The 21424-nt window shown below is 46.2% G+C and carries 15 protein-coding genes, 1 pseudogene and 2 CRISPR repeat arrays; of the genes and pseudogenes, 3 read left to right on the top strand and 13 right to left on the bottom strand.

Annotated elements, in window-relative coordinates; genetic code table 11:
- Positions 1-152 precede the first annotated feature (152 nt).
- Positions 153-632 (top strand): hypothetical protein, encoded by a 480-nt coding sequence (locus EKM87_RS00405; RefSeq protein WP_125680692.1) that lies wholly within the window; start codon positions 153-155, stop codon positions 630-632.
- 132 nt (positions 633-764) lie between these two features.
- Positions 765-1586: direct repeats of the CRISPR family, unit length 29 nt; unit sequence GGGATCACCCCCACACCTGTGGGGAATAC.
- A 35-nt stretch (positions 1587-1621) separates the two neighbouring features.
- Here EKM87_RS00405 and cas2e read toward each other — a convergent pair.
- The 10 genes and pseudogenes from cas2e to EKM87_RS00355 form a co-directional block, all read right to left on the bottom strand.
- Positions 1622-2509 (bottom strand): type I-E CRISPR-associated endoribonuclease Cas2e, encoded by an 888-nt coding sequence (cas2e, locus tag EKM87_RS00400; protein WP_125680690.1) that lies wholly within the window; start codon positions 2507-2509, stop codon positions 1622-1624.
- Complete coding sequence (cas1e, locus tag EKM87_RS00395; RefSeq protein ID WP_125680688.1) at positions 2506-3462, bottom strand: type I-E CRISPR-associated endonuclease Cas1e; 957 nt, start codon at positions 3460-3462, stop codon at positions 2506-2508. The genes cas2e and cas1e overlap by 4 nt, the downstream gene beginning before the upstream one ends.
- Before the next feature lie 2 nt (positions 3463-3464).
- Positions 3465-4136 (bottom strand): type I-E CRISPR-associated protein Cas6/Cse3/CasE, encoded by a 672-nt coding sequence (gene cas6e / locus EKM87_RS00390; protein WP_125680686.1) that lies wholly within the window; start codon positions 4134-4136, stop codon positions 3465-3467.
- A gap of 2 nt (positions 4137-4138) precedes the next feature.
- Positions 4139-4849, bottom strand: coding sequence for a type I-E CRISPR-associated protein Cas5/CasD (gene cas5e / locus EKM87_RS00385; RefSeq protein ID WP_125680684.1), 711 nt, complete (start codon positions 4847-4849; stop codon positions 4139-4141).
- Positions 4830-5903 carry a type I-E CRISPR-associated protein Cas7/Cse4/CasC gene (gene cas7e / locus EKM87_RS00380; protein ID WP_125680682.1) on the bottom strand — a complete coding sequence of 358 codons (1074 nt, stop codon included), beginning with the start codon at positions 5901-5903 and terminating at the stop codon, positions 4830-4832. The genes cas5e and cas7e overlap by 20 nt, the downstream gene beginning before the upstream one ends.
- Positions 5896-6504: a type I-E CRISPR-associated protein Cse2/CasB gene (gene casB, locus EKM87_RS00375; RefSeq protein ID WP_125680680.1), complete on the bottom strand. Its 609-nt coding sequence runs from the start codon at positions 6502-6504 to the stop codon at positions 5896-5898. Before casB ends, cas7e begins: the two co-directional genes overlap by 8 nt.
- Before the next feature lie 9 nt (positions 6505-6513).
- Entirely contained in the window at positions 6514-8235 is a 1722-nt protein-coding gene (locus tag EKM87_RS00370) for a type I-E CRISPR-associated protein Cse1/CasA (protein WP_125680678.1), read from the bottom strand.
- Positions 8236-8240: 5 nt separating this feature from the next.
- Positions 8241-10985: pseudogene (gene cas3, locus EKM87_RS00365) on the bottom strand (CRISPR-associated helicase Cas3').
- Between the two features lie 591 nt (positions 10986-11576).
- Positions 11577-12763: a CRISPR direct-repeat array (repeat unit 28 nt; unit sequence GGATCACCCCCACATCCGTGGGGAATAC).
- 282 nt (positions 12764-13045) lie between these two features.
- Entirely contained in the window at positions 13046-15118 is a 2073-nt protein-coding gene (locus EKM87_RS00360) for a MucBP domain-containing protein (protein WP_125680676.1), read from the bottom strand.
- Between the two features lie 340 nt (positions 15119-15458).
- Positions 15459-15893, bottom strand: coding sequence for a hypothetical protein (locus EKM87_RS00355; RefSeq protein ID WP_125680674.1), 435 nt, complete (start codon positions 15891-15893; stop codon positions 15459-15461).
- A gap of 587 nt (positions 15894-16480) precedes the next feature.
- Between EKM87_RS00355 and EKM87_RS00350 the strand changes: the two genes are divergently transcribed.
- Both EKM87_RS00350 and EKM87_RS00345 read left to right on the top strand, forming a co-directional pair.
- Positions 16481-17650, top strand: a complete 1170-nt coding sequence (locus tag EKM87_RS00350) for a DUF2075 domain-containing protein (protein WP_125680672.1) — start codon at positions 16481-16483, stop codon at positions 17648-17650.
- A 271-nt stretch (positions 17651-17921) separates the two neighbouring features.
- Complete coding sequence (locus EKM87_RS00345; RefSeq protein WP_125680670.1) at positions 17922-18350, top strand: nuclear transport factor 2 family protein; 429 nt, start codon at positions 17922-17924, stop codon at positions 18348-18350.
- Positions 18351-18439: 89 nt separating this feature from the next.
- Here EKM87_RS00345 and EKM87_RS00340 read toward each other — a convergent pair whose 3' ends face one another.
- From EKM87_RS00340 to EKM87_RS00330, 3 genes are all read right to left on the bottom strand, one after another.
- The gene (locus EKM87_RS00340) at positions 18440-19759 is read right to left on the bottom strand and encodes a replication-associated recombination protein A (protein WP_125680668.1); all 1320 of its coding nucleotides are present in this window, start codon (positions 19757-19759) and stop codon (positions 18440-18442) included.
- 166 nt (positions 19760-19925) lie between these two features.
- Entirely contained in the window at positions 19926-20633 is a 708-nt protein-coding gene (locus EKM87_RS00335; RefSeq protein WP_125680666.1) for a class A sortase, read from the bottom strand.
- Positions 20634-21416: a class C sortase gene (locus tag EKM87_RS00330; RefSeq protein WP_125680664.1), complete on the bottom strand. Its 783-nt coding sequence runs from the start codon at positions 21414-21416 to the stop codon at positions 20634-20636. It abuts the gene before it with no gap.
- Positions 21417-21424 lie beyond the last annotated feature (8 nt).

Below are 21424 nucleotides of genomic sequence, written 5' to 3'. Positions count from 1 at the left end.
CGTTGGTCCAATTAAGCATCAATACGGCCAACAGATGGGCTACTGTTGACATGAACACAGAACAAACGCATGCTGTCCAGCTTGAAATACGCACTGCCAGTAGTCAGACGGCCTATACTGAATCCAAATCTCGATGAAAGAAGACGATGGGGATGAAAAGCTTATACCAAGTATCTGATAAGCCGTTAAGGGGACTGTTGACTGCCCGAGCAGCCCATTATTTGGCGCTATACGTCAAGGCGTTGCCAATCTTAATCATTTTAATTTTATTGAATTGTCAGTTTACGGTGGGACGCTTCGTCTTCACCTGGAACGCAGAGTCGTGGTATCTGGTAATCAGCTACTTGGCCTTTCCCTGGGTTCACGTGTTGTTCGATCACCTCTTGGTTCGTCGTGCCAATGCAAACTATCACCCGATGAATCAGCCCAAATCAGTAGCGCCCAAGGCTAAGACTTATGCCGCTGGTTTACCAATGACCCCCATTCAAGATTTTTCCGGGAGTGAGGGCCACCTGTTACCCAGCTTGTTGCGGGTGTTGGTGGAATTTACTTTTGCGCCAATTATATTGGTGGTTCTACCAGCTATGTTGGGGTTCCGGAACGGGCATAGGCATCATCAGCTGAATGGGTAAATTTAGTTGTTTATTCGAAAAGAGTAGCTAGGCGATTGTGCTTGCCTGGCTACTCTTTTTGGTGGGTTTAAAATTTTTGCCCTACTGCTGTGGGGAACACTTAACGTCGTTATACTTTATTCATCAGCTAAGGGAATCAACCCCACACCTGTGGGGAATACGTAACCTTAAAGATATTGGTATTGCCATCCACGGGATCACCCCCACACCTGTGGGGAATACTACCCGTTCTTCGTGATACCGGTCAGGTCAACGGGATCACCCCCACACCTGTGGGGAATACCCTCCTGATCGAATCTCAAGCGATGCTCTGATAGGATCACCCCCACACCTGTGGGGAATACTAGAAAAAGATAAATGGTATAGTTTCAAACTGAGAATCACCCCCACACCTGTGGGGAATACTGTCATACCCCATATCAGGTGTCAACTCGTGCAGGATCACCCCCACACCTGTGGGGAATACTTAAGATAGGGCGGCATAAGCCGCGGAAAGCGAGGATCACCCCCACACCTGTGGGGAATACTGCTTCATAATTCGCGTTCATTATTCCACCTCGGGATCACCCCCACACCTGTGGGGAATACTGCTTCATAATTCGCGTTCATTATTCCACCTCGGGATCACCCCCACACCTGTGGGGAATACTGCTTCATAATTCGCGTTCATTATTCCACCTCGGGATCACCCCCACACCTGTGGGGAATACTGCTTCATAATTCGCGTTCATTATTCCACCTCGGGATCACCCCCACACCTGTGGGGAATACCTGATGATTGCGTGAAAGTGCAACTAAACGGGGGGATCACCCCCACACCTGTGGGGAATACGGAGGAAAGTTTTTGAAAATCTCATTTGAATAGGGATCACCCCCACACCTGTGGGGAATACAAATACCCGGGTGCCGTACTTTTCGGCGACTAGGGATCACCCCCACACCTGTGGGGAATACACTAAAGAAACGCCGCCATACCAGCATCTGAATTTTCAAAAAGTCCCTTTTTCCTTCAGTTTAGTCGCCAACTCTAATGTCGCTTGAGCATCTGAAAATGAATTATGTGGCTGTTGATTTTCGACATCGTATTCGTCTAAACCTGTGTCTAACCGATAATTATCTAAGAATTTATTGGCCTTCTTAACTAAGGGCATCAAATCAATCATCCGATTTGTTAAATCTGGTTCCTTAATTTTCCTAAACCCAACGGTCAAAAACGTTTCATCAAATCGTAGATTGTAGCCAACTACCTCAAAGTCCGCAATAAAAGCTCGTAATCCTTTTAAACCGTCTTTCAAGCTGACACCTTGTGAAGCAAGCATCCCATCCGTGATGCCCGTCAGTGTCACAATCTTTTGTGGGAGCACTTCATCGGTCTGAATCAACTGATAAAATTTTGTAATTTGATTATCCTTACCACGTTTAACCGCGCCAATTGAGATAATTTCATCTTTTGTAGGATCTAGCCCTGTCGTCTCCAAATCAATGCTAACTGCTACCAACTTTGACGCAGATGTTGGCCGCCGATTTATAGATTTTTGGGTCATCACCTTGGCCTTATGAAATTTAGCGGCATTACTAAATCCGTGCTTAACGCTCCCCGTCGATTCAGTTAAATGCTTCATCAATGGAATGCCATCAAACTCGACAACTTGCCAATTTTGACGGGTCGTTCTGAATTGATAACCCAGTTCGTTATTCGAATTATAGACCATGGTTGCTTCACCACGACCAATATTTTCCATAATCCTATCCCACAACGCGTCACGGACCCGTGCGCTTACACTACCGACATATACGCCCGTTTGAATCTCCTGATACCACTTAGTGAGATCACCACGCAAAGACCTGGGGACCTTCGTCAAGGTTATAACAATCATTTGATATCATCTTCCCGTCGTTCTTGATACTGAACGCCAAATTTTTGTAAGCCCAGACGATCATCCCAAAGACTGACCACATCTGCATCGCTGTCAGAATCCGTCATTCCCAAAAGAGTTTTCAAGTCCTTAACCATACGTATCAGCAGTTTACCGTCGACAAAGGCATCACGCATAGCTAACCGTGTCTTAGACCCAATGTCGGCATCATCACCATATTTTTCAGTAACGCTGAAAGCCACCGGAATTGAGAACTCCGCCTTATACAAGTCAGCAAAGTCGTACACGAAGGATAAATCATGGCCTGTATGAACAAATCCCAGTCCAGCTGAAGCCCCCAAAGCCGAAATAACACTATAGCTCAGTCCATAAAGGGCTTGATGAGCCGCCGTTAAAGCTTTGTTAATGGGACTTCCCGAATCAAAATCGTTAGGGTTATATTCCCGACGTGACCAAGCAACTCCAGTCCTTTGTGATTCTTCAAGATAAACTTGGCGGACCCTAGCCCCCTCCTTTCCACGCAACTGTTGCATCGTAAGCTGAGAAACGTCTTCGTTTGGGAACCGCATCTGATACATTTTCCGAGCAACCATCAGCCGTGAGCGCTTATTAGAGACCAGCTTTGCTTGGGCCTCAAGCAAAGCTGAAGAATGATTCAACGCGCGACCATAAGCATACTGTCGCACACCCCGCTCACCAACCCAAACTACACCTAATCCGGCCTCCCCAATCAACTCCATGGCACGATGAGTTACGTCAACTCCCGGCCCTAGCATGAGAACACTCAACATTGCCGCAGGAACGTAAACAATTCCCCGCTCATCCATGACCTGAATGGCACTGTCCTGCCGATTAAGTTTCGCATGTTCCAAATATAAAAACGTGATGCGGTCACGTACTCGTCCGAGTTCATAACGCTCTGGCTTTTTAGCACCAGCCTGTTTTTTAACCATATTTATGCCTCCGGAATAACCGTCATCAACCCCATACCAAAGGCCTTTTCCCGACCAATTCCTTTGGTCAAGGTTTGCTTAAATCTTTCTACGTCACTGACCCGTAAAAGTCCTTCGAAGGTGACCCGACTCAAGCGCGGACTCTTGCCTGCCTTACGATGAAGCACTGGCCACTCACGACCAACAATCTTAAATGCCCACGTAGGTTCACCATCCGGTCCATTCACTGTTGTTTGCTTAATTAATTGAAAGCCTGATTTTTCGGCCCGGTCGATCAACCAATTTTGCTGATTCTCAAGCGTAATATGTGGGAAAACTCGTCCCTGACTCTGACCAGGTTCACTGACAGTCCGCGTCGGATTAGCCGTTAGCCGAAACTGTAAAACTTGTCCTACTTCAATACTTTCCAATAAATGATCATACGACTTGATCATAACTGCGCCCGGAACACCATAGCGTTCCAACAACGTAATGACTGGTTTTTTCTCGCTCAAGACTAGCAAGTAACACTTACCAGCTAACTGATCAACTCGCCAGAGATGCCGTTTACGCTGACCTGCTTCGACTTCCCCAGGAAAGCTTTGCTCAACCCAGTTATGATAAGCACCAAGATGCGCTAAATCTTTCGTTTTAGAACGATTTTTACTATCAATCTCTACTCTTGATAAGTACATACTTACTCCTCTCCCAGGGCCTCCATAATATCGTGTCGCGTATCAGCCTCAGCACCCTGAGTTTCAAACTCATCTAATTTGATTCTGGTTCTAGCAATTGCCCGAAACCCATACCGCCGGTTACGTTGATCAAAAGATACTACGCGGTCTTTGACCATTACGCCCTGACTGTTTTCAATCAAATCAGCATCAGCTATAACTTCGAGTGTTTCTGGATGCCGTTTTTTCCGATACCAAGGGGCCGCCTGCCAAGCTAGCTGCTTGAACGCCTCAAGGGGCGTTACTTCAGAAAACTCCTGTAATTTTAAGACACCGGCTGGAGCGTTAGACCGACGTCCAAGACACAGTTGAAATTTAGGATGTTTGAGTGCAAATTTGATTTGATCAATCAAGACATCGTCTTCACTACCCAATGCCACAACAAAGATTGCATCTTGAACATAATCCCGATACGTTATTTTTCGAGTACCCGGTTTCCACTCAACAGTTTGAAAATCTGTCAAATTTCGGCCAACTTGATCGATTCTGACTGCAAAACTCAAATTGTTTAAACCCACAATCCGGTCATCCATACGTCTATATCCGAAAGCTGCTGAAATCATTCCAATCACGGCACTTTTGGTTGGGTAATCATTTGTTGTCCGCCGTGTAAAAGCCGCCTCATTTCCATACGATTGTAGTGGCGCCGTTAAATTAATCGTTAGTGTCTTCATCTTGAACTACCTCTGACAACTTATCCGTGATACCTTCCAAAAGTTCAGACAGGTTAGTTACAACGGTACCAATCTGCGAGTCAGTCTTTCCAAGAACCAGCGTCTTACTTGGTTCTTCCACAAAACCACTAGTCCGTTGATACTCAGCTTCCAATTTCTCAATAGAATGCTCAATATATCCCCCGGCAGCTGATACCGGAGCCTCAAACGCAGAAACTAAGTTGACCGGTGTATCAGTCCGAATTGTCACTAACACGTAACTTGGCAAAGTCTTGTTGGCAAAAGTATTTTGCTTCCCAGTTGGCATTGAAAGTACGAAGTCTTTGATGAAATCTGCTACCCCATGAACTGCATCTGTTGCATTCAAATTATGTGCCAATTCATTTACATTCACGTTTGCATATCGATAAAGCGTTGCTGAATTGAAATCGATACTTCCAAGCATAGCCGCCCCAGCATTATCCTTGGGTTGTTCGTCATCTAATGCTGTGAAGTAATCGTATTCTGGAACAACTTCATGTGTTGATACCGCATGGGCTACTTGAGCTGAAGCATCAACGTTTAATTCAGGATTGTCAGCCACCATTCGACCAAACAAAGCTAAGTCCAAAGAGTGGTCAGTTGTCAAAACACTTTTTACAGCTTTCTTATCCAACTCCTCATTATCCAATGCGTACTGCGCCAATTTATTAATCTGACCATGACTAACCAATAGTAAAGCCCCGGTTTCGTTATCTTTATTCAATTTAATTCCGGCTGCCTTAAAAATCTCGCTAACTTTAGTTGCGACAGTATCATCGTCCAGAAGAGAATTCAGCGATTTTAATTCTTCACCTAACAGGCTAGCCGCCTTTTTTGTTCGCGTACCTACTAAAACGTTGTCTTGCTTGAAAGCATCTCGAACAGCCTTTTTCCAGCTTTGAGAAGAAACTCGCGCCCGAGAAACCCCGCCATAAAGTGCTGTTTTAGGCGCGCCTGTATCATCTCGATTAATATTTGAAGATGGAACCGTCTGTAACACACTTACGTCAACATATAAATTTGATTTAGTCATTAGTTTTCTCTCCTTCAACTTTTACTGATTGTTTTACCCAAAAGTACTGTTGCCCCCAACGTAAACGAACTTGGCTAGCTTGCTCATAGCTTCCCTGCAGACCATACAGATCCTGTGCTAACCAGGCATAGTCAACCTTTTGTGAGCCACCATTAGCCTTTAAAATACTAACTAAATGGGAAAGTTCGTTGATTATGCCAGCAGAATTGGTTGTTGCCAAAAGCGGCTGTACGCGACGATCCATTGCCGTCCGTAGCCCCTCAATTCCCCGTAGTCTTGCCAAAGCTGCAAAGAAAGTCTCTCCCTCTGCTCCATGACCATAAGCCGACGCACTGACCGATTGCGTATGATTGGCTTGTTGGTGAATAGCATAGAACCGAATTGCCGTATACACAGCGACTTCCGCCCGGGTAGGGACTCCACTTTGACTAAGTTGACTTTCATTTAGTTTAGCCATTAAAAGTGGCCAAACTGCTTGAGCATGTTGACTGGCAATGGTAGGTGCATTTCTTAAACTTGCTAATACCGCTTTATCAGGCTGACCATCCCGGTAAAGTTCGGTAATGATTTGAGCGGTCGTTTCTTTAATTTTATATAGCATAAGTTTTCATCACTCCTTATCCAACTCAAGGTCTTTTCGAACGCTATATTCTAAATGACTCTTGGCCGTAAAAATATTTAATGGTCCACGATCCGTATCAATTCCCTTCATATCTCTGGGGGAACTCGCCTCCATAACGTCTGTGACAGCAGCCGATACAATTTTTTGAAGTTCACTTTTCCATAATCTAATCTTTTCTTCTCGGTCATCCTGCCCCGACAAACCAGCCAGCCATACCTTGAAGGGTTCATTCAATCGATTATAAAATTTGGCACTCATTCTACCCGCAAATGTGCGAGTATCCAGGTTACGAATTTTGCCAATATTGCTGGCAAAGCGATAGTAATGTTGGCCAATAACCTGTGTCAGATCAATAACTTCTTCAATCCGAGATGGCCACCGAGAAGTTGGGTCTTGCCTAGTTCCATCCTCATCAAATATGACATCTGTTGCTAATTGCATATCATCACTTACTTCTGCCGCTGGTGACTGTGAAGTAGCGTTTCCATCACTGATCAACGCTACTGAATTTAAAATAAGTGGGTAATCGTGTGAAATTAACTTTTTCCGTTTTAGATAACGTAGCCAAACCACTATTCCTGGTTCTTGCGTATCCTTTGATTGTGTAACTTTGACGTACTGCCCAAAATCACGCCACATTGCAATTCCTAATGAGGGTAGCCTCTTAACCACTGGCCGATATTCACTAGTTTTTTTATCCAAACGCCAGGTCGTCATTGGCTCTATAAAGGCATTTTCATCGCCATAAATTGGAATACCTGCACTAAAAATTTGAGGACGACCAGCTTCATTCCACTCTATGTGAAGAATTCTCGACCAACCGGTATATAATTCAGCCAAATTATCAGGAATAATTTGTGACTTTCTCTGCGTAATATATTCACGTACGGATTTGAATTCCCAAACTGGTTTTTGCAACGTATACACCACATCATCTTGCCAATCATTCACCAGAATCAGATTTAAAAGCAGCGTTTCAAAAAGTGTTTTTCCCAGCGCAAATACTGGATTAATCTGATAAACCCAACCGGCAGAATTCGAGAATTTTTCTTCAGTCGTAACTTTTGTCTTATCGGTAACTCCCGTAAAGTTTTGGTATGAAATTATCCAACGTACTTGTTCATCTACCTGAAGCTCATTTTTAGCATTCCCAGCGCTAGGTGCGAAAATCGCTGGTGTATTAGCACTCTCTGAAATCCGGCGATTGATCTGCTTGATAGAAACTTGCCCTTTTCCCCTAGCCACACTTTTATTCTCAGGCACCAAGTCATCATATTCTGCCGTTGTCACCTGATAGAAGGGGCGCTCACCAAAGAAATCAAATTTATCGGCCTGCGTTTTCAAGTACTCCGTGACTACCTGAGAAAAACGGCCGGCCTGTTGCAGCTGTCGCCAAGTTTCAAATAAATCATCCTGACTGTCATCTTCATCGAATTTATCCTCATTGATTGCGAATTCTGAATCACCACTAGCTACCAGCCAGTCATAAGATTCGCCGCTGGCAGTATATCGTGAATAAACCGTCGTTAAGATTGCCAACAGCAATCGTAAAATTGCTAAGTCTTGACTACACATTTCACCAGCTAATTGACGGTAATTTTGAGCGTTCTCAAATAATTCAATTAACGAAACTGTCTGTTCCCGTTGCGTATCAACTGCAATTACTTTGATCCATGGATTAGTCGTTAAGTTAAAGCTTTTATTGTCCACTTTCCTCAATCCTCCCTTGCATACGTAAGGCCCAAGCTTGTCGAATAGGTTAGCCGCCAACCTTCAAGGACCGTCGACAAGTCCTCATCCATTGGCAGGGCTAACGCGCCTTTAAGCCAAATATTGTCCTGCCATTCTAAAAAATATCGATTTGTCACTGTTTCTAAAGCTTTAATCACTTGGTCAAGTCTGCCGCGTCCTAGCGTGACCACTGAAGGTAATCTTATCGTCTGCTGAGCAACAACCTGTGGTGCAACGTCCGCCATCCTGCGCCCATCCAATAGAAAATTGCCCTCAGTAGTCCTCCGAATCAAAATTACTTCCAACGTTTCTCGAATGTCCCGCACAGCGGCGCTCGCCCTCTGTTCATTTTGATCAAGGTTGCCTTGATTGCGATCTAGCCAACCGTGAATAGTTTTGCCCAATTTCAATTTCGGACTCGCAATCTGAAAAGTATGGGCCTTACGTTCTTCACGTTTAAGCTTTGTCTCAAACCTATTCTGAGCTTCAGTAATATCAGGAACCTCACAATCATTCGTCGGATCATAAACCAATTGCACTAATGGTGAAATATCAGTTGGCAAGATAATCTCGGCCTTTAAAAAATGGTCCGTTTTCATGAGCAAATACTTCCCATAGACACTTTCGTTACCATCGCCATAAGCATTGGGCCCCTCAATCCCCATGACAAAAACCTGTGGTACCTGTAAGGCTTGCGGCCGTTCAACCTGATGACGATGCAGTCGGCCAGCACGCTGAAGAATGAGGTCCATCGGCGCAATATCGGTATATAACACGTCAAAATCGATATCTAATGATTGCTCCAAGACTTGGGTCCCAATCACAATCATTTTTGCCGGTCGGTGAGCCTTCTTCCCAATTGCATTTTGAAGCCTAGTTTCCTGAACTGACCGATATGGAGCTAGAAATGCTGAATGTAAAACCATCAACTGAATATCCGTGGGTACTAACTGAGCCAAGGCTTGTGCTCGTTTAACTGTATTCACGATAACGCCGGCAATTCCGCCCGATTGAAGTTTGTCGACAACATGTGAAATCACTTCTTCATCCAACAATTGCAATCGCTGGACCTGAAGGGAAGTTGTTGCCTGCTTACCTGCATCTGGAAATGACGTAATCTGATGAATTTCAGGACCGTCTAAAACACTCAATAGTGGATACGCTTGTACATCTGACCAACCTTCAGGTGCCTTTAATTGTTTTTTATACGTCTTGCCATACTTACCTTTCAGATAGGATGTCAGTAGTTCATTTCTTTTCGCCTTAGGCAAGGTTGCTGAAAGAATGATAACTGGTACGTGATAAGCCCCCAACCATTCCAATGCTTTATAAAGATACTGATTCATATAGGCGTCATAAGCATGAACTTCATCAACTACCACCACTTTGCCGCTAAAACCTAGATGCCGTAAAAATAGGTGCTTCTGCTTTAGTCCCATCAACAATAAATTATCAATTGTTCCTACCGTAAACTTAGCTAAAATGGATTTTTTACCGGAAAACCAACCATTAATCACTACTTATCCGGATTTATACTCATCGTAAACACCCGAAGCATTTGGTAATTCACGATACTTTTGATTAAATTGCGCTTTACTATGCATTAACTTAATCACAAAGTTTCCACTCTGAATCTTCGCTAAAAATGCCAACCACTCGCTCACCCGATTAAACATGGCATCACTCGTCGCTTGCGTAGGTAATCCCATAAAGAGACCATCACTCCCAGTAATATAAGCTAGCTGTTCGGCTGCCAATAATGCAATCTCAGTTTTGCCAATTCCCATAGGCGCCTCAATAATCACCATTCCTGGATCAATTGCCTTACTGATTTCTTGACTCATGATGCGCTGCACAGAACGCGGTTTAAACTTCCAACGCGCTTCATAAGCCGTATCTAACTCAACTCGACTGGGCTCCCATTCATCATCTACACTCCAGTTTTCTAGTGCGCTGCGGAAGCGTTCTTTCAAACTAATATCGTGACAGGATTGGTCCAGTGAAATCAGCGGAAAAAGGGGCTTGGTTTGTTGAAAATCTAGGTATTCACTGGAGGCTAGCCAATCGGCCATAATCAAGAGGCCTTCTAGGATGACAGCTTGTGGCTGTGTGACCTCCGGAATATCCTTAGCATCTTGATACTCAGAAATAGCTAGCCCATATTCAAATAATTCTCTTTGAACATTCTTCCAAGGCGCTTGGATCATTGGATCATTATCACTTTGCCAAAAGTTGGCTGAATAAACATCGAGCTGCTCATCAGGAGCCTCAGTAGCCGGTTTACCATGATGGCCACCAATAATAGCGCCAATTGAGGCTGGGCCACCGAAGTCTTCCAAAAGAGCTTCACCAGCCAAAGCGTGAGGCGATTCCTTAGCAGAAGCCAGGTACAGGTCTTCTATTTGTGTAAAACCACTCCGCAATAATCGTTGTCTTAAATCTAGATCTAACGAATCATCATGCTCATAAGACTTCTTTGACTGAAAGGCCGCTGTTGCTTTCCCCAAATCATGACTAAATCCCAAAAATTTAACAAGATTCTGTATTTCTTTTTCCGAAAACGAGCTCATCAACAGTCGCTTTTGACTACGGCTAAGCCAGTTATTAAATAGCCAATTGATTGTTTTTTTCGTATCCAACAAATGGATTATTAAAGGCAACCAATGCTGGCGTCCATCTTCTGAGCGTTTTTTAGCCCATAAAGCGCTGGCTTGTTTAGATAGTTCCATTACCCAACCTCCCTTCGTATCAAGTTTGCCAAAAATACCTTCAACAGTTTAAAAATGTCACAACGTAGTTACTTTCTTTTTACCAACAATACAGATTAAGTACTCTTACGTCAATGTAGTAAATCGACAAAATAATTCATAATGTTTATTTATTGTTTTTTCTTTTGAAACGTATCTACTGATAGATACTTGATACGTCGCTATATACAAGCACAGGTAATTTATGTAATGGTCCCAGTACTAGTCAAAGATTAGGTCATAATGTTTTAGAAAAATATGTCAAAAAGCAAAATGAAAACATGTTCATAAATCATATTTTCATTTTTACCGCTTTATTTTGTCCCTACATCTATGGAGAATGCTATAGCAATGACAGTAGGCATTTAAGTAGGAACCATAATACTAAACCCGAAATAATAATGCTGGTACAACCACATCCATCGCCTTCATAACCATCAAATTTCATATCAGAATCACCTCCGCATCTCTGGAGAACACCGTGACAGCACAATCCAAATCCTTGACCAGCTGGGATCACCCCACATCTGTGGGAAATACGCAGCCTTCCCACTATTCCAATAGTGAATGTCAGGATCACCCCCACATCCGTGGGGAATACTATGAGTGACAAAAATAGAGCGTGTTTCTTCCAGGATCACCCCCACATCCGTGGGGAATACGAGCCGGCCAGCAGTGACACAATGGTCACGGGGGGATCACCCCCACATCCGTGGGGAATACCAGCGTAGAAGTTATGGTCAGTGTAATTTTTAAGGATCACCCCCACATCCGTGGGGAATACTTCCGGTGTTGCTTGTGCTTTTTTGGCATTTCGGGATCACCCCCACATCCGTGGGGAATACACCCGGAAGTCGAAACCCTACTCTGGCAAGTAAGGATCACCCCCACATCCGTGGGGAATACAAACACCTGGGTGCCGTACTTGTCGGCAACGAGGGATCACCCCCACATCCGTGGGGAATACAGTGACTCATAACTGCAAAGGGGCTGGCAATGAGGATCACCCCCACATCCGTGGGGAATACTTTGCTAGCCATAATTTTCACCTCGTGTTAGTAGGATCACCCCCACATCCGTGGGGAATACCAATATATTTTAAGCCACTTGCCCTTGCGATGAGGATCACCCCCACATCCGTGGGGAATACAAGCCACCCTGCCTAAAGGGTGGCCATATAACGGGATCACCCCCACATCCGTGGGGAATACAAGGTCAGATCTGGGTAAAGGTTGGAAACGATGGGATCACCCCCACATCCGTGGGGAATACATCGCCATGACTAAGCATTATTCAACTGACTTGGGATCACCCCCACATCCGTGGGGAATACTTAATCGTTTAAATCCCTTACTCTGTTTTCAAAGGATCACCCCCACATCCGTGGGGAATACCCTCGTCGTATGGTTTGTGCTCCCCTGTGGTGGGGATCACCCCCACATCCGTGGGGAATACCGTTAGTGATTGCCAAGGTACAGGTTAACCCGAGGATCACCCCCACATCCGTGGGGAATACACAATCGAGATGATTACTCGCGGCATGGTCGAAGGATCACCCCCACATCCGTGGGGAATACCACCACTAGCAGAGCGGGTCGAGCCACAAAAGTGGATCACCCCCACATCCGTGGGGAATACCGACAAAAGCCCAGTGTTCACAGTGTGGGAGGAGGATCACCCCCACATCCGTGGGGAATACTGTTCTTGCCGGGTTACTCTGCCAAGGTCAGCGGGATCACCCCCACATCCGTGGGGAATACACTAAACAAACGTTGATTTAACAGCATTCAAAATTTCCCAGGCACCTAAATTCCTTTAGTTTGCTTCTCAAGCATACCTGACAAGCACCTAGTTAACAATGTATTTAATACCTACCCATAAACTAAATTTCACACTGAATTTATGACCCAAAATTACATTGCAACTATCTTCTAATTAACCTCCTCACGGTATTCTTCAACAGTTTCTGTTTAATGGTTCCGCTTAACCCTAGACAAAAAAAGGGCACCGGCCCTCGACCGATTCCCTACAAAAATTCCAAATTATTTCTTCCGTTTACGTCCAATCACCGCTAATCCCAGCAATGATCCCAATACAGCCAATCCCCACAACGGCGAGACTGTTTTTTCATCCGTCTGTGGCAAAGTTTCCTTGGCTGTCACTGACTTAGTTGTCTCTAAGTTTACCACCGCATTTCCTTTAGCTTTCGCAGTTGGCATCTTACTAATCGTCGCGGCATCGCCACCCGTGACGTCCTTGTCTGGGGTCTCCCCAGTCGGCTGATCAATATCCGGCTCATCCGGTTCTGTGCCAGGATCAACCAGGCCGCCGTCTCCGCCATCCTTCGCGTAGACGTAAGTCACCTCGCTATCCTGATCCCCGAACACACCATTCGCATTTGCTGGCGTCGCAATCAGTTCGTAACCCACGACAACTGCTGGCGTGGTGGTGTAGCTATCGCCAGCCTTGCCAGTCAAAACATCGTCATTCGCCACCGTCAATCCTGTACTTGTTTGATAGTGTACCGTCACCTTAATCGTTTCACTAGGCGTCACGATTGGCGGATTGATTGGTGGGTTCACCGGCGTCTTCTCATACACGTACACGACGGAAATATCCTCCGCAGCGTACGTTCCCGTGGCGTTCTCCGGCTGAGCGGTCAGTGTATAGCTCGCAATATCCTTGGCTACCGTGGTGTAACTGTCGCCAACTAATTTCGCATCCAAAACAACGTCATCCGCTAACTTATTCCCCACCTTATCCTGGTAGGAAACGGTGACCGCGCCGGCCTTGTCTGACAACACATAGGGCTGGAACATTGCCAGTCGGTTAGTGCCATTTTCGTTGACGATACCAATCATGAAATACTTATATTGCTGGACGTGAATATTCTTTTGCGGATACGTCGTCACACCCGGTTCTTGCTCCGGCATATTGTTAAAAGTAAGCGTACCGTCCGGGTTAAACTGTCGGTCACCACCACGATAGTATCCCAAGCCGTAAGTCGTGCCGGGAACTTTCGAATCAGTCGCCACCCACCATTTAGTGGCTGAAGAAAGATTCCAATGGTAATTATCTTCATCGATAAATGCCGCCGTCAGCGTTCCTGATTTAGTCGCCCGGTCAACCCGCACGACGGGCAGCACCACGTACTGGAACCAGGTCTTCAACGACGTCAAGTTCATACCATAAAAGCCCGACAAATCTAGAATACTGTTGTATTGAATATCCACATTCTTCAGATTCTTCAAGCCCACCAACGGACTGATATCCGTGATTCGGTTACCGGCTAAGTCCAGATCCGTCAGGTTCTTCATATTCGCCAGCGCTGAGATATCGGTCACGTCACCAAAGTATTGGCCCGAGGCGTTCAGGTTGGATTTTAAGCTCAGCCGGGTGATATTAACGGCGTACTCCAGACCTTTCAACGAAAATTCCGTGGTGCCATCAATGTAAGTATCCTTTGAACCAGAGTTAGGACTCCCGGCCACATCCAAACGTTTCAGCAAAGCCATGTCTTCCTGGGTGATATCTTCAGGTGTAGCCCAGGTCCGACCAATCCCCAAATCATTCAATGCATTCAGCACAGTTATCTGCAACGTCTTGTTGGGCAACCAGTCATCGGTGGACACTTTAACCACTGGCGCTGCCATCGCCTTTACTGCCGTAGTCGGCGCACTCGTCCGCGCCGTTGGCAGTGTGACATTGGCTGTTCTAGCGGCAGGCTTAGGAGTTGCCACAGTGGCCGGTGAATGCGTCGCCTTTTCCTCACTGTTTACCGGTTTAGCTGATTCTCCATTCTTAACCGAACCAACTGCAGTGGGCACCTGAGTCTCTGACTCTGCCGTGGTGGCTGCCGGTTCTGGCGTATCCGATTCATCAGCAGCTGGTTTAGCCGGCGTTGGTGTCAAACTGACCTGCTTATCCTGAAGCTGGGACTGTGTTTCATCAGTCTCAGTTGTCACTGGCGTGGTCTCATCTGCCGTCGTATCGGCATTAGCGGTCACATCAACTGCGCCCAATGCCAATGAAGTTGCAATAACACTGGCAAATAGCCAATGCTTTCCTTTTTTATACATCTTATAATGACGCTTCGTACTCATCTGATTCAACACGATATTTCCTCCCCTTTCAGGGTTTGCTTAGGGTGTCCAAACAAAAATAAATAAGTAATAGTCATCTTAATCAAATGCTTATACACGTGAATTATAAACACTCTGTTACAACTAGTATATATCATAACCGATAATAAAGCTAATTTACTTTTATTATAAATTCTCATGGCGGGCAATCGTTCAGCCCAACAAGTCCAGTCTATCAGCGTTGCTAAATCAATGTTTTTTAGCCATATTATTTTTGATATTTCTAATTCTTACATAGACGAAAAAAGAACCCGTCCACCAAATCGGTGACAGATTCTTTTGGTTGTGCAACTCAATTAACTGACTATGGTGCTTAATGCACCCGAGGCCAGGCCTTACCAGAATATTTGTACGGAGCATAGCCTTTGAACCCGCCATTGTCGAGGTCCTTGACTGTAAGCTTATTTTTGTTGGTAACCTTGAGCTTTAACCGTTCCTTGTCGCCTGAAACACTTCCCTTGATTGAATAGGTCTGCTTGCCAACCTTTTTATACTTTAGATGCTTGACGAAATGACCGCCATCCATGGTATGACCGGCAAACAACGATTTGTTGGTGAACGTGTAACCCACGTAAGCCATCAAATTTTTGTCAGTAACATGACTGATCATATAAGTCCGATTACGAACAACCTTAGGCACACCCTTGTGCCATTTGGCCGCGTCGGCCGTGGTTCCCGTGGCAAAGTAAATCCCGCCAATCAGCAAAACTATCAGGCCAACCACTGCGATACGAATTAATTTACGCATTTCTACTCCTCCTGAGAAACTAACTTCGTTATGCACCTTGATTCATGGGATTAATTATATTCGTACCTATTTCGAATAACAATATATTATTTTTAGGACAGCTTTATATTTCCCGTAACTAATAGGTCAACACGCCAATGAATAATTGAAATAAGACATAGACGATTGCCAATGATACTATCACGTGAACACAACCCAATCCATCGCCATCGAACTCCGGCTTTTGATTCATTCTTTCATCCCCAATGCGTTAACCGCCTTAAACTTCGACGTCAATTTATTAACAACCTCTATATGTCGTTTGAAAGAGCAGTAATGACCGTCTGGTTTACCTGCTATCAAGTCCCTCAATCACCGTCACACCATGTTTTGATAGTTGCCATGCCTGTAATTTTCACTTCATATTTTAAGGATACATCAGCGATTCTCTATCCACAATCAAGTCTGACGGTTCCGCTCCACTCCCCTCTTTTCAAAATTCTACAGTCTCCCACCCCATAACTGCTATACTAGTAATAGCAATTTTCACAGAGGAATCTAGTCTCGTTTACGTACGCAAATCAACTAAGGCATAAGGGAGTTTCAGAATGAATAAAATTTTAAAGGCACAGTTCTTCGTCGATGACCTGTCAGACGACCAGAAGACTGTTATCACCAATATCAACGACTACATCAAGCAAGGGCTGAACGGCAACCAGTCTTCCGTAGCAATCATTGAAGGCGCTGCTGGAACCGGGAAGTCCGTTGTCCTGATGGAACTCGTTCGTCAGTACATGACCGATAGTCGCTACCAAACCTCACTGGTGGTCAACCACCCCGAGTTATACAAAGCCTATCAGGACCTCGCTGAATCAATTCCGAACATGAAGGTAAAATCCATTCGGCGGCCCACTGCTCTGATCAATTACGCGCAAAAGAACCACAAAAAATACGACATTATTTTCGTCGATGAAGCTCATTTGCTCTATTCCAAATCAGAACCCTACGCCCATTACCGCGGCCAAAACCAACTGACCGACCTCATGAACTTGGCTAAGGTTGTGGTCGTCGTGTACGACTTTGAACAAGTCTTCCAATCTAAGATGTACTGGGATAAAGACCTGCTTTACAAGACCATCGGCTCCCACCCACACAAGCTGTTCAACATGAACTTCCAGTACCGGATGGTTGCCAGCGACGAACAGGTTGCTTGGATGGATGACTTGTCCGCTGAAAAGCCATTGAAACCCTTCCCCGACAACAGCGACTTCGAATTCAAAATGTTTGATACTGCCGGCGAATTGTTCGAAAACATTAAGAAGCGCAACAAGGAATTCGGGATAAGCCGCGTCGTAGCCACCTCTGGTTTCCCTCGCATTGATGGCCGCCACAACGTTGAGATGGATACGTTCAACCTGCCTTGGGACGAATGGGACCCCCAACGAACCCACTGGGCCAAGCGTGAAGGCTCCATCACCCAGGTTGGTACCATTTACACCCTACAGGGCTTTGACCTCAACTACGTGGGTATGATCATTGGGCCATCATTTGGCTACGACCCTAAGACAGATACAATGACCATCATTCCCGAAAAATACTCCCACAAGGAAATCTTCAAAAAACGGAAGGACATCCAATTTAGCCGTGACGAATACAAAACGTTTATCGCTAACGTCCTGAACGTCCTGATGAAGCGTGGGAAATACGGCCTGTACCTGACGGCCTACGACGATGCTTTACGGCAACGGCTACTTGAATTAGCTGAAACTGGCAAATAATTACATCTAACCTAAGCGAAGGCGACTCACCTAATACCCGTTTCCAGGGTAACTAGGTGAATCGCCTTTTTAGTATACCGCTAGCAGTAATGTTTCATGCGAAACAACAGTAGCTACTTTACCAATATCACTAATTTCAAAGAATTACGCTTGACTGTAACGTTACGGCATAGTCTAAACTCATGGTTATACACGAGCTTACTTCCCCATTCTATGCAACACCCCTATGGAGAACCGGCCCTGCTACTTAATTAAAGATAGGAGAAAAACCATGACTAACGAAAATACTGACTTAACCACAAAGATTATTGCGCTTGAAAAGGGCGCCCTGGACAAATGGTTCAAGGGAGACACTTCCGGCTACCTAACCATCTGGTCCCAGAAGAACTTTTCCTACTTTGACAGCGCTAAACCGCACCGGGTCGACACTTACGCTGAAATCAAAGAGTTTGTTCTCGCTAACGTGGAAGGCAAACTATTCGCCGACACCTACGACTTCGAGGACCCCCGCGTTCAAATTAAAGGCGACATGGCCGTGCTAACTTACCAACTGTTTGCGAAGACTTCACTGAATGAGATGCGCTACAACTGCATTGAGGTTTATGAACGCGAAGGTGCTGACTGGAAGGTCATTCACTCAACGTGGTCCTTCATCCGACCAATGGACATGGATTTCGGCCAGAAGAAAACGTTGGTTTAGGCTGAAACTTAAGGAGCAGTACACGTTACATCTTAATCATCCTGAAGTCTAACAAAAATGGGTGTCCTCATTGAGGATACCCATTTTTGTTACCCATTCTGTTCATGCCAAGCCTTGATCTGTGCCAATCGCTCTTTGAAACGCCGTTCATGGCCCTCAGTCGTCGGCAAATAATATTCATGCCCCTCTAAGGAAGGTGGCATAGTTTTCATCGTCGTCAGCTTATCTTTGGCATAGTGGGCTAATTCATAGTCCTTGCCGTACCCTAAATCTTTCATCAGCTTAGTCGGTGCGTTCCGAATCTGTAGCGGCACCGGATCATTCACCGTCTGTTTCACGTCCTTAGCCGCCGCGAGTCTGGCCTTATAAATAGCATTGGACTTGGGGGCCAGGGATAGGTAGGTCACGGCCTCAACCAGATGAATGTCACACTCCGGCATCCCCAGAAACTGGCAGGCCTGAAAGACGTTAATTGCCACGTTGAGGGCATTCGTATCGGCTAACCCAACGTCTTCACTGGCAAATCGAACGAGCCGCCGAGCAATATACAACGGGTCCTCGCCGCCCTCTAGCATTCGCGACAGCCAGTAAATAGCGGCATCGGTGTCACTATTACGCATAGATTTATGCAGCGCAGAAATGATGTTGTAGTGTTCCTCACCATTCTTGTCGTACAACACAAACTTTTTCGTAATTAACTGGCTGAGATTATCCATGGTCACCGTCGTGGCCCCATCAACCTTTTCACCATTGAGAATCGCCATTTCTAGCGTATTCAACGCCATTCTGGCATCCCCGTCGGCGAAGTTGGCAATCGCCTGGATCTCTTCGTCACCGATTTTTATGGTCTGTTTCCCGTAACCGTTGGGATTATGCAGGGCATTCTCGACCAGTGTGATAATGTCCGCCTGTTTCAAGGCTTTCAGTACAAATACCTTACACCGTGACAACAAGGCCGAGTTGATTTCAAACGAGGGATTTTCCGTCGTTGCCCCAATTAAAATGATGCTCCCCCGCTCAACGTAGGGCAAAAACGCATCCTGCTGGGCCTTGTTAAACCGGTGGATTTCATCCACAAAAACAATCGTTCGTTGCCCAATTTCTCGGTCCAATTCAGCTTGCTTCATAATCTTCTTGATCTTGCTGATACTGCTATCCACGGCACTAAAGCTCAAGAAACTGGATTGCGTTTTGCGCGCAATAATTTCAGCCAGTGTGGTCTTCCCAACACCCGGCGGTCCCCAGAAAACTATGGACGAGACTTGGTCATTTTCAATAATTTCTCGCAAAATCTTGCCAGGACCCAGTAGATGTTGCTGGCCAACGAATTGGTCCAGGTCTTGGGGCCGAACCCGACTAGCCAACGGCGTGTTCTCCGGTTGATTTGAGAAAAGTGATTCCTGTTTCATGTACGACGCCACCCTACCTTCAGACTTCAGTAATCGAACTGTTGTAGGTAATCATAAACTATAACGTTGCGGGACAGTCAACTGACGACGCTTATTGATTTTATCCGCAACAAAAAACGAGCACGGTATCTGCTCGTTTCGTTTACCTTCACCTATTCATCCTGCCTCAAGCCCGAACCCGCCGGACCGACACCAGTTCTCCCTGCACCACCAACCGCTTAGGTTCGCCGCGCTTGGCGGAAGCACAAGTTACCAGTGTCACCAACTTCTTGCCGGGGACGTCATCGATGACGTTGACCTGGTGGCGATCCACCACCCGGACCCGCGAGACTTGGTACTGGTACACCTGCTGCTTGTCCGTCAGGTAGACACTATCTCCTCGTTGAACGCCCTTTAGCGGGGAAAACAGGAGCCGCTTAGCCGCCATGTAATGCCCGGCCAGTGCGTAATTACCCTGGCCCATCCGTTGGTCCGCCTTCAGCGTTCCCGCCCCCCGAACCAGCACGGTATTACTGACACCAATGCCGATCGGCAAGTCCAGTCCCACCGCTGGGACCTTCAGCTGACCCACCGCGCCATCGTAGCCGCTATTCCCGGTCAACTCACGTAGGCGATACCCACCGACCGTGAGGGGCGTCAGCTGCGAGGTCTTGGCGTAATCAAACGGGGCCGTCTTACCTTGCTCTGTTTTGCTTTGGGCCGACCGCTTAGCTCGCTGAACACTCTCAACCGTCATCTCCCGCTTAGCCGTATCACCCATCCGGGTTACCGAGGAATTTTGCGTCAACCCTAGTAAGACCAACCCACTCCCGACGAGAAACATCGCCAGCAACCAGAGGGAACCTTTTTTGAAGCGTCGTTTACGTTTCGTCATTTAGTTGCCCTCCCTTGCTTGTCTGAATCGCCGGTAACCGGCCCACGTGCCGCCAATCAACAGGAGTGCTCCAATTACCAACAAGATAATCTTGTACCAGTCCCACACCATCTTCCCTTGCGGAATCGTCTTAGTTTCGTTCGGAATTCGGTGGCCCGTTACCAAGAGCCGGTGGGTATTGATCATATACGGCGTACACGTCATCAGCGTCACCTGATTCTTGGCCGTGTCCCGCAGGATTGGCTGACGCGTGGCCGCCTTCACAGTCCGAATGTTCGTCACCCGATAGGTCATCAACCCGTACGCATTCTTCAGATAGAAATGGTCGCCCCGTTGTAACCGCGGTAGGTCCGTGAACAGGGTCGCGTTGGGTGATCCCCGGTGAGCCGTAATCAGACTGTGCTGGTTACGTTTGCCCTGAGGAACGTCCGTCCCGTGAACCAGCCCCGCATATTTCTGTAAAACGGGGTCACTGGTTCCGGCAAACACCGGAAGTTCCACGTTGATCGTGGGAATCGCCACTAACGCTAGAGGGGGCGTCCCCATGAACCGATCATTTTCCTGTTTGAACGGGTTATAGAGGGTGGTCCGAGTATCCCTTGCCTGCCGCTGTAAGGACCGTTGGAGTGCTTTTCGCTGCCTAGTACTCGCCGTCCGTAACTGGTTCTTATACGCCACCAGGACCCCCTGCTGACGCCAACCAATCACCAGGTTACTGGCGGCTGGGTAGGCAATCAGGCCTAAGCCGAAACAACATAGCAGAATCACTAGCCATTTACGCATGTGGAGGT

It is taken from the genome of Levilactobacillus yonginensis (genome assembly GCF_003946265.1).
In the GTDB taxonomy this organism is placed as follows: Bacteria; Bacillota; Bacilli; order Lactobacillales; family Lactobacillaceae; genus Levilactobacillus; species Levilactobacillus yonginensis.
Note: the sequence above shows the minus strand (reverse complement) of the source record. Positions and strands in the feature narration are given on the sequence as shown.

Coding starts and splice junctions, on each gene's coding strand:
- EKM87_RS00405 (WP_125680692.1), top strand. CDS start 153: ATGAAAAGCTTATACCAAGTATCTGATAAGCCGTTAAGGGGACTGTTG.
- cas2e (WP_125680690.1), bottom strand. CDS start 2,509: ATGATTGTTATAACCTTGACGAAGGTCCCCAGGTCTTTGCGTGGTGAT.
- cas1e (WP_125680688.1), bottom strand. CDS start 3,462: ATGGTTAAAAAACAGGCTGGTGCTAAAAAGCCAGAGCGTTATGAACTC.
- cas6e (WP_125680686.1), bottom strand. CDS start 4,136: ATGTACTTATCAAGAGTAGAGATTGATAGTAAAAATCGTTCTAAAACG.
- cas5e (WP_125680684.1), bottom strand. CDS start 4,849: ATGAAGACACTAACGATTAATTTAACGGCGCCACTACAATCGTATGGA.
- cas7e (WP_125680682.1), bottom strand. CDS start 5,903: ATGACTAAATCAAATTTATATGTTGACGTAAGTGTGTTACAGACGGTT.
- casB (WP_125680680.1), bottom strand. CDS start 6,504: ATGCTATATAAAATTAAAGAAACGACCGCTCAAATCATTACCGAACTT.
- EKM87_RS00355 (WP_125680674.1), bottom strand. CDS start 15,893: ATGCGTAAATTAATTCGTATCGCAGTGGTTGGCCTGATAGTTTTGCTG.
- EKM87_RS00350 (WP_125680672.1), top strand. CDS start 16,481: ATGAATAAAATTTTAAAGGCACAGTTCTTCGTCGATGACCTGTCAGAC.
- EKM87_RS00345 (WP_125680670.1), top strand. CDS start 17,922: ATGACTAACGAAAATACTGACTTAACCACAAAGATTATTGCGCTTGAA.
- EKM87_RS00340 (WP_125680668.1), bottom strand. CDS start 19,759: ATGAAACAGGAATCACTTTTCTCAAATCAACCGGAGAACACGCCGTTG.
- EKM87_RS00335 (WP_125680666.1), bottom strand. CDS start 20,633: ATGACGAAACGTAAACGACGCTTCAAAAAAGGTTCCCTCTGGTTGCTG.
- EKM87_RS00330 (WP_125680664.1), bottom strand. CDS start 21,416: ATGCGTAAATGGCTAGTGATTCTGCTATGTTGTTTCGGCTTAGGCCTG.